Below are 17627 nucleotides of genomic sequence, written 5' to 3'. Positions count from 1 at the left end.
CTGCCTTGCGGGCATGTGACGCGACGGTGATTGGATCACCGGCGCATACGTGCTATCGCGCCGCTTTCATGACGTTTTTTGGCGCCGGGCGCCGCGCGGCCGGATGACATCGGACAATACACGGATCTTACATGTCGAACGAACTGCGGCGCGTGACCCGCGCACTTCTCTCCGTGTCGGACAAGACCGGCCTGATTGAGTTCGCCAGGGCCCTGGCGGATCGCAACATCACGCTGATTTCGACGGGCGGCACCCGCAAGGCGCTGGCCCAGGCGGGGCTGCCGGTTCTCGACGTCTCCGAAGTCACCGGCTTCCCCGAGATGATGGATGGCCGCGTCAAGACCCTGCATCCGGCGGTGCATGGCGGCCTGCTCGCCATCCGCGACAATCCGGAGCACCAGGCGGCGATGCTGGCCAACGGCATCGGCCCCATCGACCTGCTGGTGGTCAACCTTTACCCGTTCGAGGCGACCGTCGCCTCTGGCGCCGGTTACGACGACTGCATCGAGAACATCGATATCGGCGGCCCGGCGATGATCCGCGCCGCCGCCAAGAACCATGGCGACGTCGCCGTGGTGGTGGAGGGCGCCGACTATCAGGCGGTGCTGGACGATCTGGAGGCCAACAAGGGGGCGACCTCGCTCACCCTGCGCCGGCGCCTGGCCCAGAAGGCATACGCCCGCACCGCCAGCTATGACGCGGCGATCTCCAACTGGTTCGCGGCCCAGCTCGGCGAAGCCAATCCGGCGTTCCGCGCCATTGGCGGCGAACTGGCGGAAGCCATGCGCTACGGCGAGAACCCGCACCAGAGCGCCGCGTTCTATCGTGGCCCGGAAGCCCGCGCTGGCGTCGCCACGGCCCGCCAGCTTCAGGGCAAGCAGCTTTCCTACAACAATATCAACGACACCGACGCCGCCTTCGAATGTGTCGCCGAGTTCGATCCGGCCCGCACGGCGGCTGTCGCCATCATCAAGCACGCCAACCCCTGCGGCGTGGCCGAGGGCGCGAGCCTCGTCGAGGCCTATGAGCGCGCCCTGCGCTGCGACCCGGTCTCGGCCTTCGGCGGCATTGTCGCCCTTAACCAGACGCTCGACGCCGCCGCGGCGCGCAAGATCGTCGAGATCTTCACCGAGGTGATCATTGCCCCGGACGCCAGCGAGGAGGCCATCGCCCTCGTCGCGGCCAAGAAGAACCTGCGCCTGCTGCTGACGGGCGGCCTGCCGGATCCGCGCGCAGGCGGCCTTGCCGTGCGTACTGTCTCGGGCGGCTTCCTGGTGCAGGGCCGCGATAACGCCGTGGTCGACGACATGGACCTGCGCGTGGTGACGAAGCGCCAGCCGTCGGAGCGTGAGCTGGCCGACATGCGCTTCGCCTTCCGCGTCGCCAAGCATGTGAAGTCCAACGCCATCGTCTACGTGAAGGATGGCGCGACCGTCGGCGTCGGCGCTGGCCAGATGAGCCGCGTCGATTCCTCGCGCATCGCGGCCTGGAAGGCTGCTGAAGCAGCGAAGGCCGCCGGTCTGCCCGAGAGCCTCGCCGTGGGGTCGGTGGTGGCGTCGGACGCCTTCTTCCCCTTCGCCGACGGCCTGCTGGCCGCCGCTGAAGCTGGCGCCACGGCGGTGATCCAGCCTGGCGGCTCGATGCGCGATGACGAGGTGATCAAGGCGGCCGATGAAGCCGGCCTCGCCATGGTCTTCACCGGCCATCGCCACTTCCGGCACTGAAGCCGGGCGAGGGGCGGGGGCGTCATGGGTAACTTGCATGGGTGAGTTGCAGGCTCCTTCGCTGACCCTGCTGCTCGGCGGCGCCCGCTCCGGCAAGAGCCGGCACGCAGAACTGCTGATCGAACAGCTGGCTCCGCCGTGGCGCTATATCGCCACGGCGGAGCCGTTTGATGATGAGATGCGCGATCGCATCGCCCATCATGTTGACCGCCGCGGCGCTGGCTGGCGCACGCTGGAGGCGCCGCTCGACCTTCCGGGCGCCCTGGTGGGATTGCCGGCGGGCGAGCCGGTTCTGGTTGATTGCCTCACCGTCTGGCTGACCAATGTCATGCTGTCTGGCGACGATGTGGCGGCGGCGACCGGGCGCCTGGTCGCTACCCTTCAGGCCCCGCGCGGCCCGTGGTTTGTTGTCGCCAACGAGGTTGGCCTCGGCATCGTTCCGGACAATGCGCTGGCGCGCCGGTTTCGCGACGAAGCTGGCCGTCTGAACCAGGCGGTGGCCGCCATCGCCGGCAGGGTGCTGTTTCTGGCCGCCGGCCTGCCCATGCAACTGAAGGGCTGACGATCGCGTGAAGCTGGCTTGGCCAGCCGGGAGCGACGGGCGAACCTGTGTCCCTGGAGCATGATGCCAACAGGTTGATACCGCTTGTTGTCGAAAAATCACGCGAAATTAAAAGCTTGGAGCGGCGATGCGTTGCAGCCTGAACGCATCGCGCCCCAGGCGGCAACCGGTGCAGGGTGAGCCAGATGACGGGCGGATTGGCGGCGCGTGCAACGATGCTGGGCCGGCGGACCGGCTGGCGTCCGGGCTGGGTGGCGCGCCTGGCGCTTGTCGCCGCCATTCTGCTCCCGGCGCCTGCGGGGCTGGCGCAGCAGGTCAGGGACTATCTGGGCGTTCCAGGTCCCATCGAGATCGCTGGCGACCACTACGGGCTGGCCTGGTCCGCGGCCCCGCGGCCAGGCTATTTCAAGCAGGAATATCTGCCCGCTGGCGAAACGCCAGGCCGGCACAGTCGCATGGTCCTGCTCGAAGTCATTGCCCAGGGCACTGACGTCGCAGGCGCCGTGCGCGCCCAGATCGCCAGCCTGAACGCCCGCAAGCCGCATGATCCCCTGGTCAACATGTCGGTCATCCGCAATGCGCGCAGCGGCGAGGTGCTGCTGGATTTCGTGCTCAGCAGCAAGCGTTCCGACGGTCAGTATATCGTCGAGTGGAACGCCTATCGTTACATGCCGCGCCAGGGCGGCGGGGTGACGCTGTTTGGCCTCAGCCGGCGGGCGGAGGGCGATGACGCGACGCGGGCGTTTCTGACCAGCCTGAAAGGGTTGCGTCCGCAACTCATCGACGCCCTGGCGCGACAGGCGCCGCCGAAGCCGACGGTTCCCAACTAAAACCTTTCCGGCGAACCGGATTTCACCGGAATGGCCCCAGGGCGATTTCCGGCCAGGCGGAATTGCCTGGCTGATCGACATTCGCTCGCAGCGGGAAGTTCAGGAGCGCTTTCCGCCGCCATTGCATCCATCACCGCTTCCGCCCACTGTGGCGGGAACCAGCGCCGGAGCGTTTTCCAGTGAGGCGGACGCCGATTCGCGGGAAAGCGCGCGATGGCGCGCGCGGGAGGAAACACAATGGCAAAGAAGTCGGGCGACAAGGGCAAAAAGACGGACAAGGCGGCGAAGGACGGCGCGCGGGATGTCGCGCCCCGCCGGCAGCGGGACAATCACGTCATGGCGGTGGAACTGCCCCGGGGGGAGCTTTCCGAGCGCTCACAGGCGTATTTCCGCAAGTGCGAGGAGAAGATCGGCTATGTGCCGAACGTGCTCCAGGCCTATGCGTTCGACGACGCCAAGCTGCAGGCGTTCTCCACCTTCTACAATGATCTGATGCTGGCGCCCTCCGGACTGTCCAAGCTGGAGCGGGAGATGATCGCGGTGGTGGTGTCGAGCATCAACCGCTGCTTCTATTGCCTGACCGCCCATGGGGCCGCCGTGCGGCAGCTGTCCGGCGATCCGGTGCTGGGCGAACTGCTGGTGATGAACTATCGCGCCGCCGATCTCGACGCGCGCCACCGCGCCATGCTCGACTTCGCCGCGAAATTGACCGAGACTCCGGAAAAGGTGGTTGAGGCGGATCGTGACGCCCTGCGCGCCGCCGGTTTCAACGATCGCGACATCTGGGACATCGGCGCGGTGGCCTCATTCTACAACATGAGCAACCGCATGGCGTCGGCCATCGATATGCGGCCGAACCCCGAATATCACGCGTCCTTCCGGCAAAGCGGCGACTGACCTGATGGCGACTGGCCTGCATTCCCATTACCCCATGGGTAATGGCGGCGGGCCGTTCGCCGTGCTTCGATCGGACCGTTGCTGACAGGGAGACGGGTGATGGCGGAGGCGCAGGGCGATGTTGGCGGCCGGTTGCGGGAGTGGCGGTTGCGGCGGCGCATGAGCCAGCTCGATCTGGCGTGCGAGGCCGAGATCTCGACGCGGCATCTGAGCTTCGTCGAAACCGGCCGGGCGCAGCCGTCGCGCGACATGCTGATGCTGCTGGCCGAGCACCTGTACATCCCGTTGCGTGAACGGAATGTGCTCATGGTTGCCGCCGGCTATGCGCCTGTCTTCGCCGAGCGTCCGCTCGACCATCCCGACATGGCCGGCGCCCGCGCCGCCGTTGAACAGGTGCTGGCCGGGCACGACCCCTGGCCGGCGCTGGCCATCGACCGGCACTGGAACCTGATCACCGCCAATGCGGCGGTGGCGCCGCTGTTGGCGAGCGTCGCGCCGACCCTGCTGGAGCCGCCGGTCAATGTGCTGCGCCTGTCGCTGCACCCGGATGGTCTCGCCAGCCGGACGCTGAATTTTCATGAATGGCGCGAGCATCTGCTCGCCAGGTTGCGGCAGCAGATCGACGTCACCGCCGACGCCGGGCTGATTGCCTTGCTGGACGAGCTGAAGGCCTATCCGGCGCCGCCCGGCGCCACGCGCCGGCAGGCCGCGACCGGCATTGTCGCGCCGCTGCAACTGGCCATGGACGGCGTCGTGCTGTCGTTCATCAGCACCACCACCATCTTTGGCACGCCGCTGGACATCACCCTGTCGGAGCTGGCGCTGGAAACCTTCTTCCCGGTGGATGAGGCAACGGCCAATGTGTTGCAGGCGCTTTCCGCCGCGCGGCGCAAGGAAGCGGCGGGCGGCCGGCCCGGCTAGAGCGCTTTCCGATCAGCCGGAATCGGCTGATCGATCAGGATTCGCTCAAAACAAAGAGAACTGGAGCAGTGTGCGATCCAGATTGATCGAAAACTGCTCTAACGCGATCCAGCGCATTGGCGCTGTCGCGCGCCAGGAAGCATCCAGGGAGCCGTTCAGAAACCACGCCGGACAAAAGCACAGAGCCCAACCCGTAACGGATTGGGCTCTGGCCTGACCGGAGTGCCGGGGTCAGTGCTTGGGTCGGTTGCTTACTGGCGCGCCGCGCGGGCGAGCAGCCGCGTCAGGCGGCCGGCGAACGCCCCGGCATCGCTGACCTGGCCGCCGTCAAGGATCGCCGCCTCGTCGAGCAGCAGATGCGCCACGTCGCTGCGGAAGTCCGGATCGTCCGTCGGTAGGGCCGCCAGGGCCTGGGTCAGCGCATGGTGCGGGTTGATTTCCAGCACCGGCTTCGCCGCCTGGTCGAGACGCCCGAAACCGGAAAGCAGCCGCTCCATATGACGGTCATAGCCCCCACCCGGCGCCACCAGGCAGACAACGCTGTCGGTCAGCCGGTTTGAGGCGCGCACATCGGTGACGGCCTCGCCGAGCGTCTCCTTCACGGCGGCGATGAAAGCGGCGACCTCGGGACTGGCGTCGCCGCCCTTCTGCGCTTCCGCATCAACCAGCGGTATGAGATCGAGATCGGCGCCGCCCTGGGTGACGGAGCGGAAGGGTTTGCCCTCGAAGCCTGGCGCGCCCATCACCCAGAAGCTGTCGACCGGATCGGTCAGCAACAGCACCTCGACGCCGCGCGCCCGGTAGCCTTCCAGATGCGGCGAGTTCTCCAGCTTCGCCGCGGCGTCGCCGGTGATGTAATAGATCGCCGTCTGGTTCTCGCGCAGGTTCGCTACATAGTCCTTCAGCGACCGCCAGCTGTCGCCGCCGGCCGTGGTCCTGAAACGGGTGAGGCCGAGCAGCCGTTCCTGGCGGGCGAAGTCCTCGTGCACGCCTTCCTTGATGACCGGACCGAAATTCTCCCAGACCTTTGCGTAGGCGTCCGCGTCGGATTCCGCCAGCTTCTCCAGTTCGGTGAGCGCGCGGCCGGTGACATTCTGGCTGATGGCGCGCAGCACCGGGCTGTTCTGGATCATCTCCCGGGAAAGGTTGAGCGGCAGATCGGCGGAATCGACCACGCCGCGCACGAAGCGCAGATAGCGCGGCAGGATCTCGGCGTCATCGGTGATGAACACGCGCCTGACGTAGAGCTTGACCCGGCCCTTGTGCTCCGGATCGAGCAGGTCGAACGGCCGCGACGACGGGACGAACAGCAGGGCGCTGAACTCGTGGCGACCCTCGGCGCGGTAATGGATCGTCATCGCCGGCTCGTCGAACATGCCGCCGACGGAGCGGTAGAAGTCGGTATATTCGTCCGGCTTTATCTCGTTACGGGAGCGGGTCCAAAGGGCGCTGCCGTCGACGATCTGCTCATCGACCGCTTCATCCGGCTTCGCGGTTTTTCCGGCGTCCGCAGTTCCTTCCGCTCCGTCGTCCTGCGCCCCATCATCTTCCTGGACCGGGCGGGTGAAGTGCAGGGTGACAGGCACCGGCACGTGGCCGGACTGGTCGCGGATATGACGGCGGAGGTTGGCCGGATCCAGCCATTCGTCAGCCCCCTCCATCAGATGCAGCACGACGCGCGCGCCGTGGGCCGGCGCTTCCGTAACGTCAATGGGGCTGACGGTGAACTCGCCCTTGCCGTCGGAAGACCAGCGCGCCGCTGCGTCAGTTCCGGCCTTGCGTGAAATCACCTCGACCTGGTCGGCGACCATGAAGGCGGCGTAGAAGCCGACGCCGAACTGGCCGATGAGATGCGCTTCGCCAGGCGCCGTCGCGGCGCCTTCGCCATTTTCCCGCGCCTTGCCCTGCCCGCTGGCGTCGCCCTGAAGGCCTTCCATGAAGGCGCGGGTGCCGGAGCGGGCGATGGTGCCGAGCGCCTCGGCCATTTCCGCAGCGGTCATGCCGACGCCGTTGTCGGCAACGGTCAAGGTGCGCTGCGCCCGGTCCAGGGTGATGTCGATGCGCATGCCAGAGGCATCGTCGCCCAGCAGTTCAGGACGGGCGATGGCCTCGTAGCGCAGCTTCTCGCAGGCGTCGGCGGCGTTGGAAATCAGCTCGCGCAGGAAGACGCTTTTGTCGGAATAAACCGAGTGCACCATCATGTGCAGCAGCCGCGCGACATCCGCGCCGAACGCCTGTTTCTGACCGATTGTCCCGTCTGCCATCGTCATCTGTTGTCCCTGAATTGTCTGGCGCCGGCCCGGTAGCCAGCGCAAATCCGCCCGCGCCGAACCTGCGTTTTTGTTCCTGCTCCCTGGCGCGCCGCGTCTTCCCGACGCAAGGCGGCGTCCACTTTGCCGGAAAACGCGCGAGCGCGTGGGCGCGCGGTTTGTCACAGTGGCGGAAATGGCCGGGATGGCGCCGCTTTTCAAGACGGTTCTGACGACTCGCCGGGAGGCGCGACAGGCTACCTGTCCTTGCTCCGGGAGCCGAGCAACAAAAAAGCGGGCCATATGGCCCGCTTGATGACGTTCATTACCTGCCCGGTTCAGGGGCATTCCTTGCGCACCCGCTCCATGGCCTGGGTGAAGCCGCGCAGGGAATATTCGTCGGTGAGGCTGTTGCCGCGTTGCGACTGCACCTTCAGCGCCAGCTTGGTTCCGCGCGTCATGGCGGCCACGGTCGGGCCCTCCTGGGAGGCGTCGCGCAGCCAGGCGCTCTCGCCGCGCGTCACCACCGGCTGGCTGGCGCCGTCGATCAGCACTTCGCCGTCCGGCTTGGCGGAGAAGCCAAGGCCCCAGGCGATCTCGTTGCGGACGCCGTCCGCCGGGCGCGCCGAAACGAACACATAGCCTGGATCGCGATTCAGCCCCTTGGGAAGGCGGACCTTGGGGTGGGAGAGGGCGTAGCAAACCTTGCCGCGGCTATTCCTGGAGACGTAAACGCCCCAGTCGCCATAGGTTCCCACTGACTGGCCGCCAGCGGGGGCGGCGGCCTTGGCCGCGGCTTTGCTGCGTCCCTGGGCGTTGGCGTCGGTCGCCAGGCCAGCGACGAGGGTGGTTGAAAGCAGCAAGCCCATGCAGACAAGCGCGCGGCGCAGCAAACGGTCCGGACGAATCATTGAATGATCAAATCCCCTGCGGTGGTGAGCCCGAAGGGCCTCATAAATGACGTGAGGCAACGACCGCGCGGCTGGGACCTGAACGGTCGCTGATGCGAATGTCATGACCATACCCTGTGATCGTTATCAGGGCGTTAGGAACTTTTGTCAGGGACGGACAAAAGACGCAACCTGGCGATGCGGACGCCGCATGCTCCGTCGCCAGGGCGCGCAGCTTCACCGTCTGAAGCGATCCGTCCATTTGCGCCAGCCCCCGCGCGCCTTCCGCCCGGGCCCCTCGTCATCAATCGTTGGCGGCCCGGCAGTGGCTTCGCGATCCGCGAGCGCTTCCTCCGCCTTCTGCCGATGTTCCGGTTTGATGGCCGTTGCCACGGTGGCGAGGGCGAGGGTCAACACGGCGATGTCGTCGGTAAACCCGACGAGCGGCAGGAAATCCGAGATGGCGTCGAGAGGCAGGATGAAATAGCCCAGCGCCCCGAACAGGATCATCCGCACTTTCATCGGGGTCGCCGGATCGCAGGCGCAATAGAAGGCCGCCGCCAGATCGTGGGCGAAAGGCGTATGGCGGGCGATGCGCTTCAGCGCCCGCCAGAAATTGATCCGGACATGCTCTTCACTTGCGTGGGCGCCGGAGTCCTCGCCGCTGGCGGCGCGGCGGATCGCCTGCATTTCCGCCTCGGTGAAGGGTTCTGTCAGCGAACGGGGCATGAAGGATGCGTCTCCCGACAAATTGCCAATTGGCAACGGATAGACCGGAATCTGGTCCCAATAACGCCGATTTCAAGATTTCTTCCATATCTTCCGGGAGATATGGCGCTCAGCCCAGCGGATACGCCGCCTCGACCACATAAGGCCCGCCGCCGACGGAATCGCGTGAGGAATACAATACGAAACGCCGGGCGGTGAAGGAGACGCGCGGGAAGGCGCCGCGCACCGCCAGATAATCAGCGACATCCAGCGGCGACGCGTCGCGCAGGCGCGCCAGCGTAATATGCGGCGAGAACTTGCGTCCCTCCGGCGCCGCTCCGGCCTTGCGGATTTGCCGCTCATGCGCTGCCTGCAATTCCAGCAGCGCCCTGTCAGGCGTGACGCGGGCGACAATGGCGCGGGGGCGTTTGCCGCCGAAAGCATCAAGCCCCTCGATGGTGACTTCCAGCGGATCGCGGTGAATTTCCGCCAGCAGGCCGTAGACGTCGCGGGCAAGCGCATGATCCACGTCGCCAATGAAGCGCAGGGTGATGTGGTAGTTCTCCGGGTCAATCCAGCGCGCGCCATGCAGGCCGCCGCGCGCGCCGGTCAATGCCGCCGCGAGGTCGTCCGGAAGCTCCAGTCCGGTGAACAGTCTTGGCATGGGACCTCCGCGAGGGGCGATGCTCCCTGCAGGCGGGACATCGGCGCATGGCTGGATGAAACGCAACTGTCTGCAGGCCGGCGTTGGCTGGCTCTGCCGTCACAACGGCCGCCGCAGTATCGCAGGCCAGCATCGCGCCTGTCGATTCAGGCGGCGAGGCGGACAGAGAACCGGGACCGGCGGCTTACTGGGGGCGTAGCGACGTCAGGAATTGCTCCACGGTTGGCAGGATCTTGCTGACCATCATCTGGACGCCGACCGGGTTGGGGTGCATGCCATCGGGCAGCAGCAGGTTGCGGTCACCGGCCACGCCGTCGAGGAAGAACGGATACAGCGTCAGGTTGTGACGCTTCGCCAGATCCTGGTAGATGCTTTCGAAATCATCGCTATAGCGGCCGCCAAGGTTTGGAGCCGCCCGCATGCCGGCGAGCAGCACCGGTATGTTGCGCTGCTTCAGCCGGGTGACGATTTTGTCGAGCGCATCGCGCGGAATTGCCGGATCAATGCCGCGCAGCATGTCGTTGGCGCCCAGTTCGACGATGACGCCAGAGGCGTTGTCCGGCACCGACCAGTCAAGCCGCTCCAGGCCGCCGGTTGTGGTGTCGCCGGAAACGCCGGCGTTGACCACCTTCACCTGATGGCCGCGCACCCGCAGGGCTTTTTCCAGCACGGCGGGAAACGCCTTGTCGCCTGGCAGATTGTAGCCGGCGCTGAGGCTGTCGCCGAGCACCACCAGCACCAGTTCCTTTGCCTGGGGCTGCGTCGCTGGCGGTTGGGTTTCGGCTTGGGGCGCCTGCTGGGGCGCGGGCTGGGCAGGGGTGGTTGGCTGCTCCTGCTGCGCGGGGGCGGGCGCCTGTTGCGCGGGAGCCGGCGTGTCAGACGCTGCGCCCTGGGCAAAGGCGGGGCTGGCCGGCGTTAACGCCATCGTGGCCAGCGCCAGGGCGCATGCGGCCGCCGCGAACCGGAGTCCGGCGCGCCCTGACCAGACGCTTCCTGACCTGGTGGCGGGCTGGCCAACGTCAGCCTGCGGGGTCCCAGCCTGCGGGGTCTTGGGGGCGCTGGTGCGATGGGCGGGCCGTGACATGCGGGAAATCTCCGTGGCGGGCAGGCGTTGCGGACGGGAGGGCGTAACCATCCGGCGCAGCAGGGGTGGCGCCGGAACCGGGTGACCCCATATGAGGCTGATTGCGTCAGACACCAGAGCTCTTGCAGCAAAAGCCGTTCCTGTGACGGCGCGGCTTGTGGTTGCCTCTTTTCTGTTTTGTCCCTGGAATTGCGGCAAATCTGAAGAGGGCGGGTTTTTGCGCGGCCCTGCCCAGGGCTGCGCAAAGCGGGCCTGACGCGACGTGACGGCAACTGGATTGGACCTGAAGCATGACGCAGCCCGCAGATCGCGAATCGACTCAAGATATGGCGGTGGCGTTGACAGATTTACAACTGTCGCTGGGCGCCGGCGCGGCGCGGGTTCATATCCTGAAAGGCATTTCGCTCAACATCCGCCGGGGCGAGATCGTCGGCCTCGTTGGTCCCTCCGGATCAGGAAAATCCACGCTGCTGATGACGCTGGCCGGGCTTGAGCGGCCTGACAGCGGCCGCGTTGTCGTCGCCGGCCAGGACCTCACCCGCCATGGCGAGGATGATCTGGCGCGGTTTCGTGGCCGCAATGTCGGCATCGTCTTCCAGTCCTTCCATCTCGTGCCGACCATGACGGCGCTGGAAAACGTCGCCCTGCCGCTGGAGCTGGCTGGCGAGGCCGACGCCTTTTCGCGCGCCGCCGCCGAACTTGCCGCTGTCGGCCTGGCCGACCGGGGCGGTCATTATCCGGCGCAACTGTCTGGCGGCGAACAGCAGCGCGTGGCGGTGGCGCGCGCCATCGTCGCCAATCCGCCCCTGCTGGTGGCGGATGAGCCAACGGGCAATCTCGATGAGGCCACCGGCGCAAGCATTGTCGAACTTCTGTTTTCCCTGCGCCGCGAACGCGGATCGACGCTGGTGATTGTCACCCATGACAACAATCTGGCCGCGCGCTGCGACCGGGTGATCCGCATCCGCTCGGGGCGGATCGACGGCGATCTGACGGTTGCGGCGGAAACCGCGGCATGAGCGCCGGCGTTGCTGGCGGCCGGCGCGCCGCATTGCCGTTGACCCTGCGCCTGGCGCTGCGTGAACTGCGCGGCGGACTGCGCGGATTTGGGGTGTTTCTGGGCTGCATCATTCTGGGCGTCGCCGCCATCGCCGCTGTTTCCAGCATCTCGCGTAGCCTGACCGAGGGGCTGGCGCGCGAGGGGCGGGCGATTCTTGGCGGCGATCTTGCCATCAGTTTCGTCCAGCGCGAGCCGGACGCCCGTGAAACCGCCTATATCAAGGCCCTGGGCGCCAACGCCGTCACGGCCAATCTGCGCGCCATGGCCCGGGTCGACGGAGCAGATGGCGACGCCGGCTCGGCCGCCATGGTCGAACTGAAGGCGGTTGAGAACCCCTATCCGCTGGTTGGCAAGCTGGAGCTGGAGCCGGCGCTGCCTCTGGGCGAGGCGCTGGCCGTGCGCGACGGCGCGCCTGGCGCTGTCGCGGAGCCCGCCCTGTTCGCCCGTCTTGGCGTGAAAGTTGGCGACCGGATATTGATCGGCGACAAGCCTGTCGAACTGCGCGCCAGCCTGGTCAGCGAACCGGACAAGCTTGGCGGCGGCTATGGCTTTGGCCCGCGCCTGATGGTCAGCACGGACGCCCTGCGCGCCAGCGGCCTGATCCAGCCAGGCAGCCTGGTGCGCTGGACCCGCCAGGTGGCGCTGCCCATGGGAGCCAACGACGACGCGGCCCTGAAGGCGGTGCAGGCGAAGCTGGAGGCAGATTGGGGCAAGGCCGGGTGGCAGGTGCGCTCCCGCCAGGCGGCGGCGCCCGAATTCGAGCGCAATATCGAGCGTTTCACCCAGTTTCTGTCGCTGGTGGGGCTGACGGCCCTGCTGGTGGGCGGCGTCGGCGTCGCCAACGCCACGCGCGGCTTTGTTGACCGGCAGCGGCGCAGCATCGCCACCATGAAGAGCCTTGGCGCTTCTGGCAGGCGCATCGTCGCCATCTATCTGACCCAGGTGATGCTGGTGGCGCTGGCTGGCGTCATCATTGGCCTGATGGTCGGGGCGATCGCGCCGTTCGCCGCCGTGGCGCTGGCCGGCGATCTGCTGCCGGTTCCGATCATTCCCACCCTGGCCTGGCGCGAGCTGGCGCTGGCGGCGGTCTATGGCCTGCTGACGGCGTTCGTTTTCGCCATCGGGCCGCTGGGGCGGGCGCGCGATGTGCCGGTGTCCGGCCTGTTTCGCGACATGGCTGACGCGGACCGGCGCTGGCCGCGCCTGGTTTATTTGCTGGCGATGGCGGCGGGCCTCGCGGTTCTCGTGGCGGTCGCCGTTGGCTTTTCCTATGACCGGCGCATTGCCATTGCTTTCGTCGTTGCCGCCTTTCTGACCTTTTTGATGCTGCGCGTGGTGGCGATGGGGCTAATGGCAGCGGCGCGCCGCCTGCCGCGCCCGCGCCACGCGCCGGCCCGGCTGGCGCTGGCCAATATCCACCGCGCCGGCGCGCTGACGCCGTCGCTGGTGCTGTCGGTCGGCCTCGGCGTGACCCTGCTGGTGGCTTTGGCCCTGGTGCAGACCAATATCCGCGACCAGCTGACCCGGTCGGTTCCCGGCACGGCGCCGGATTTCTATTTCGTCGATATTCCCTCGGCCCAGGCCGACGCCTTTTCCGCGATGATTGACCGTCTCGCTCCTGGCGGCCGTTTTGAGCGCGTGCCGATGATGCGCGGCCGCATCGTCTCCATCAACGGCGTGCCGGCGGAGAAGATCAATGCGCCGCAGGACGTGGCGTGGGTGCTGGACGGCGATCGCGGCGTCACCTTCTCGGATAATCCGCCGGAGGGATCGCGCATCGCATCGGGCGCCTGGTGGCCGGCGGACTACAGCGGCCAGCCGCTGGTGTCGCTGGACCAGCGCATCGCCAAGGGACTTGGCGTGGAAGTGGGCGGCGAACTGGTGGTCAATGTGCTCGGGCGTGAAATCCGGGCGCGGGTCGCCAGCCTGCGGGCGATCGAATGGCGCTCGCTCGGCATCAATTTCGTCATGATCTTCTCACCCAACACCTTTCGCGGCGCGCCGCACACGGCGCTGGCGACCCTGCGCATGGCGCCGGATGCGCCGGCCGGAGCCGCCGATCCGGTGGTGCGCGAGGCGGCGAAGGCGTTTCCGATGGTGGCGTCGCTGCGGGTGCGCGAGGCGCTCAACGCCATCGACGAGATCGTCGGCAAGCTGTCCTGGGCTGTGGCTGGCGCGAGCCTGATCTCGCTGGCGGCAAGCGTGCTGGTGCTGGCCGGGGCGCTGGCGGCGGGGCAGCGGGCGCGCCTCTACGACGCGGTGATCCTGAAAACCCTGGGCGCGACGCGCGGCCGGCTGCTGCTGGCCTATGCGCTCGAATACGGCGGGCTGGCGGTGATGACCAGCGTCTTTGGCCTCGCGGCCGGCGCGGCGGCGGGGTGGTTCATCGTCACCAAACCGATGCGTCTCGAATTCCTGTTCAGCTGGCCGGAGCCGATGATGGCGATCGTCATCGCCATTGTCGTGACAGTCGCGCTTGGCCTTGCCGGGACCTGGCGGGTGCTCGGCCAGTCTCCGGCGCAAAGGCTGCGGGCGAACTGACGCGGAAACCCATCCGCCCCGACTGGTTTCGGGGCGGATGGCCCGCCGTCGCCAGCTCCAGTTGGCGCATTAACGCATGAACGGGTTTTCACTTGTATTATGCGCGCCGAGCAACCATGTTTTGGTGACGGTGCAACTGCCGGCCCCTGTGGGCTGAAGCATGCGCGCCATGAGACGTTGTGAGGGTTTAATGTCAAACTGGAACCGCGGCGCCCCTGAGCTGAACCAGGGGTATGCCCAGACCGGGACTGTAGAGCTCGATCAGGGCCTGCGGTCCTACATGCTCGGTGTCTACAACAACATGGTGGTTGGCCTGGCCATCACCGGCCTTGTCGCCATCGGCGCGTATATGCTGGCGGTTACGAACGACGCGTCGCAGGCTGCGGCGCGGGCCGGCAACATCATGCTGACCAGCGTGGGTTACGCGCTGTTCGCCAGCCCGCTGAAGTGGGTGGTGATCCTTGCGCCCCTCGCCTTCGTGTTCTTCCTGAGCGCCCGCATGGAGCGCATGCAGGCGTCGACGGCCCGCGTGCTGTTCTTCGCCTTCGCGGCGATCATGGGCCTGTCGCTGTCGTCGATTTTCCTCGTCTACACGCATGCCTCGATCGCCCGGGTGTTCTTCATCACGGCGGCGGCGTTCGGTGGTCTGAGCCTCTATGGCTACACCACGAAGCGTGACCTGTCGGCGTTCGGCACCTTCCTGGTGATGGGCCTGATCGGCGTGGTGATCGCCTCGCTGGTCAACCTGTTCCTGCAGTCGTCGGCCTTCCAGTTCGCCATCTCGCTGGTCGGCGTGCTGGTGTTCTCCGGTCTGACCGCCTGGGACACCCAGCGCATCAAGGAGATGTACTACGAGGCTGACGGTTATGAGACCGCCGCCAAGAAGTCGATCCTCGGCGCTCTGATGCTGTATCTCGACTTCATCAACCTGTTCACGATGCTGCTGCAGCTGTTCGGCTCGCGCAACAACTGATCCGGTTGAGACGACAGGTCCGGTATGGACCGCAAAGTGGAAGGCCCCGTTCGCGGGGCCTTTTTCGTATCTGCTGTGCTGGCCGTCTGTCGGAAAAAGCTGCCTCCACTTTTCGTGGAGACAATGCATCGCGAACAGGGCCGGGGCGAACCGCATCCCGCTCCAGCGGCGGCGTCTGGAGCCTCTGTCCTGCGTGAATTCTGGTCGATCAGACGATTCCGTCTGACCGGAAAGCACGCTAGCCGCGCACGAGGCGCAGGGGCTTGTCGATCACCGCGAGCACCCGGGGGAGGTCGTTGCCGCGTTTCAGGATGAGCCCCGCCGCCGAAACCACGCTCCAGGCGCCCTGCCTGCGTTCGAGACGCGGCTGCTTTTCGATGCGGTACAGGGGGGCTTCCGACGTTCGCCGGAACACCGAGAAGATGGCCCGGTCCTTGTGAAAGTCGATGGCGTAATCGCGCCATTCGCCTTCGGCCACGCGCCGGCCATAAAGGTTGAGCAGCGCGTTCAGTTCGCGGCGATCGAAGCTGACCCGGGCAGGGATGGGGGCTTGGGCTGGCGCTGGCTGGGCTGGCGCTGGCTGGGAAGGGGAAGAGGGGGAAGGGGCAGCTGCCCGTGGGGGCTGGACGGCGGCCCGGGAAGGCGGGGCGCTGATGGCGACCACGTCGCCGGACGGCAGGCGCCCGGCCTGCTCATCTTCTGCCGGTTGCTCGGAAGTCATCATGTCGGTCGCTATCCTCCTGGATGCAGAGCGCAAGACCGATGTGTTGCTTTACCAGTCTGAAGCCAATTGGCTCTGAGGTAAATGGCGGCTGCGCCAGCCATGAGACGGGGGATGGCCTGCGCCGCGAGGCAATTGTCCGGGATTGTTGCCCGCGCAAGGGCAGGGATTGTTGTGCTGTGGAAATCGCCGCGTGCATTTCCGATTTCCGGACCCGGACGTCGCTGGCATGAGGCTGAATTTGTATTGTCGCTGTATTGGGAATGATTATTTGTTGTGCAAACACCAATCATTGTGTAGGTTTATTATACTTGTCGGTGTTCAAGAAATTGTTATTGAAAAATCACGATATCGACATCGCCATGCCTTGCGGTTGCCGCAAAGTCACGTCAATAATCTCTTCGTTGTTCCGGCAGTCTGACGCTGTTTCGCCGGGTTTATCAGCCCCCCAGCCCCACCGGCGGATGGCTGGTTGGGCTGCCGGACAACAAAAAGAAACAGGGCCGGTCTGACCGGCCCTGTTTCTTTTTGCGTTCAGGCTCCCGTATCGGGATCCGCGGCCTGGCGGGCCGACAGCCGTCACAGGCTGCCATGCCGGCTGCCTGTGATGGCGTCGTCCTGTCCTCAGGAGAGGCGCTGCATCTCGGCGATGATGGCGTCGCCCATCTCGCTGGTCGAGACGGCGTTGGCGCCCTGGCCGGCGATGTCGCGGGTGCGCAGGCCCGCGCCCAGCACGTTGGCAATGGCCAGGTCCAGCTTGTCGGCTGCTTCGCCGAGGCCGAAGGAATAGCGCAGCGCCATGCCCAGCGAGCCGATCATGGCGATCGGATTGGCCATGCCCTTGCCGGCGATGTCTGGCGCCGAGCCGTGCACCGGCTCATACAGCGCCTTGCGCTTGCCAGTCACCGGATCTTCCGCGCCCAGCGAGGCCGACGGCAGCATGCCGAGCGAACCGGTCAGCATGGCGGCGACGTCGGACAGGATGTCGCCGAACAGGTTGTCGGTGACGATCACGTCGTACTGCTTCGGGTTGCGCACCAGCTGCATGGCGCAATTGTCGGCCAGCACGTGCTCCAGCGCCGCGCCGGCGAACTCCTCGCGGTGCACGCGGCTCACCACCTCATGCCACAACACGCCGGTGCGCATGACGTTGCGCTTCTCGGCCGAGGCAACGCGGTTGTTGCGTTTCGCCGCCAGATCGAAGGCGACGCGGGCGATGCGCTCCACCTCATGGGTGGTGTAGAGCTGGGTGTCGACGGCGCGCTTCTCGCCGTTCTCCAGGGTGACGATTTCCTTCGGCTCGCCGAAATAGACGCCGCCGGTCAGCTCGCGCACGATCATGATGTCGAGGCCTTCGACCAGCTCGCGCTTCAGCGAGGATGCCTCGGCGAGCGCCGGATAGCAGATGGCCGGGCGCAGGTTGGCGAACAGGCCGAGGTCCTTGCGCAGACGCAGCAGGCCGGCTTCCGGGCGCACTTCGTAGGGCACAGAATCCCACTTGGGGCCGCCAACGGCGCCGAACAGCACCGCGTCGGCGGCCTGGGCGCGCGCCATGGCTTCCTCGGTGATCGACACGCCATGGGCGTCATAGGCGGAGCCTCCGACCAGGTCTTTCTCGATTTCGAATTTCGCCACGCCAGCCTGGTCGAGCCAGCGCACCAGCTTTTCGACTTCGACGTTGACTTCGGGGCCGATGCCGTCGCCGGGGAGCAGGAGAAGATTGAAGGATGCCATGGACGCCTCACAGAGATTGTTCGCGTCCGGGTTTAGGCGCGGCGGCGGCCCGGTGGCAAGTTTTCTGTG

The 17627-nt window shown here is 66.5% G+C and carries 14 protein-coding genes and 1 pseudogene; 8 read left to right on the top strand and 7 right to left on the bottom strand.

The window, feature by feature from the left end; genetic code table 11:
• Nucleotides 1-131: 131 nt before the first annotated feature.
• From purH to ACERNI_RS05455, 5 genes are all read left to right on the top strand, one after another.
• The gene (gene purH / locus ACERNI_RS05475; protein WP_448832264.1) at nt 132-1724 is read left to right on the top strand and encodes a bifunctional phosphoribosylaminoimidazolecarboxamide formyltransferase/IMP cyclohydrolase; all 1593 of its coding nucleotides are present in this window, start codon (nt 132-134) and stop codon (nt 1722-1724) included.
• A gap of 37 nt (nt 1725-1761) precedes the next feature.
• A complete protein-coding gene (gene cobU / locus ACERNI_RS05470) occupies nt 1762-2286 on the top strand; it encodes a bifunctional adenosylcobinamide kinase/adenosylcobinamide-phosphate guanylyltransferase (protein WP_448832263.1) in 525 nt (174 codons plus the stop codon).
• A gap of 185 nt (nt 2287-2471) precedes the next feature.
• Complete coding sequence (locus tag ACERNI_RS05465) at nt 2472-3116, top strand: hypothetical protein (protein ID WP_448832262.1); 645 nt, start codon at nt 2472-2474, stop codon at nt 3114-3116.
• Between the two features lie 336 nt (nt 3117-3452).
• The gene (locus tag ACERNI_RS05460; protein ID WP_448832321.1) at nt 3453-4013 is read left to right on the top strand and encodes a peroxidase-related enzyme; all 561 of its coding nucleotides are present in this window, start codon (nt 3453-3455) and stop codon (nt 4011-4013) included.
• 99 nt (nt 4014-4112) lie between these two features.
• Nucleotides 4113-4934 (top strand): helix-turn-helix transcriptional regulator, encoded by an 822-nt coding sequence (locus tag ACERNI_RS05455; protein WP_448832261.1) that lies wholly within the window; start codon nt 4113-4115, stop codon nt 4932-4934.
• Nucleotides 4935-5185: 251 nt separating this feature from the next.
• Here ACERNI_RS05455 and htpG read toward each other — a convergent pair whose 3' ends face one another.
• The 5 genes and pseudogenes from htpG to ACERNI_RS05430 all read right to left on the bottom strand — a co-directional run bounded on the left by htpG (nt 5186) and on the right by ACERNI_RS05430 (nt 10370).
• A complete protein-coding gene (htpG, locus tag ACERNI_RS05450) occupies nt 5186-7204 on the bottom strand; it encodes a molecular chaperone HtpG (protein ID WP_448832260.1) in 2019 nt (672 codons plus the stop codon).
• Nucleotides 7205-7521: 317 nt separating this feature from the next.
• The gene (locus ACERNI_RS05445) at nt 7522-8094 is read right to left on the bottom strand and encodes an invasion associated locus B family protein (protein ID WP_448832259.1); all 573 of its coding nucleotides are present in this window, start codon (nt 8092-8094) and stop codon (nt 7522-7524) included.
• Between the two features lie 315 nt (nt 8095-8409).
• Nucleotides 8410-8763 (bottom strand): annotated as a pseudogene (locus tag ACERNI_RS05440) (YkvA family protein); the annotation flags it as partial.
• A 148-nt stretch (nt 8764-8911) separates the two neighbouring features.
• Nucleotides 8912-9445: an RNA 2',3'-cyclic phosphodiesterase gene (thpR, locus tag ACERNI_RS05435; protein ID WP_448832258.1), complete on the bottom strand. Its 534-nt coding sequence runs from the start codon at nt 9443-9445 to the stop codon at nt 8912-8914.
• 184 nt (nt 9446-9629) lie between these two features.
• Nucleotides 9630-10370, bottom strand: coding sequence for an arylesterase (locus ACERNI_RS05430; protein ID WP_448832257.1), 741 nt, complete (start codon nt 10368-10370; stop codon nt 9630-9632).
• Nucleotides 10371-10819: 449 nt separating this feature from the next.
• On the opposite strand from ACERNI_RS05430, the gene ACERNI_RS05425 reads away from it, so the two are divergent.
• From ACERNI_RS05425 to ACERNI_RS05415, 3 genes are all read left to right on the top strand, one after another.
• A complete protein-coding gene (locus ACERNI_RS05425) occupies nt 10820-11548 on the top strand; it encodes an ABC transporter ATP-binding protein (protein ID WP_448832256.1) in 729 nt (242 codons plus the stop codon).
• Nucleotides 11545-14130, top strand: a complete 2586-nt coding sequence (locus ACERNI_RS05420; RefSeq protein ID WP_448832255.1) for an ABC transporter permease — start codon at nt 11545-11547, stop codon at nt 14128-14130. Before ACERNI_RS05425 ends, ACERNI_RS05420 begins: the two co-directional genes overlap by 4 nt.
• A gap of 190 nt (nt 14131-14320) precedes the next feature.
• Nucleotides 14321-15103 carry a Bax inhibitor-1/YccA family protein gene (locus ACERNI_RS05415; RefSeq protein ID WP_448832254.1) on the top strand — a complete coding sequence of 261 codons (783 nt, stop codon included), beginning with the start codon at nt 14321-14323 and terminating at the stop codon, nt 15101-15103.
• A gap of 238 nt (nt 15104-15341) precedes the next feature.
• Here ACERNI_RS05415 and ACERNI_RS05410 read toward each other — a convergent pair whose 3' ends face one another.
• Both ACERNI_RS05410 and leuB read right to left on the bottom strand, forming a co-directional pair.
• Nucleotides 15342-15647: a DUF2794 domain-containing protein gene (locus tag ACERNI_RS05410; protein WP_448832320.1), complete on the bottom strand. Its 306-nt coding sequence runs from the start codon at nt 15645-15647 to the stop codon at nt 15342-15344.
• An 801-nt stretch (nt 15648-16448) separates the two neighbouring features.
• Complete coding sequence (gene leuB, locus ACERNI_RS05405; protein WP_448832253.1) at nt 16449-17558, bottom strand: 3-isopropylmalate dehydrogenase; 1110 nt, start codon at nt 17556-17558, stop codon at nt 16449-16451.
• Nucleotides 17559-17627 lie beyond the last annotated feature (69 nt).

It is taken from the genome of Camelimonas sp. ID_303_24 (assembly GCF_053543495.1).
The sequence above is the reverse complement of the archived record's forward strand: the minus strand, read 5'-3'. Positions and strand labels throughout refer to the sequence as shown.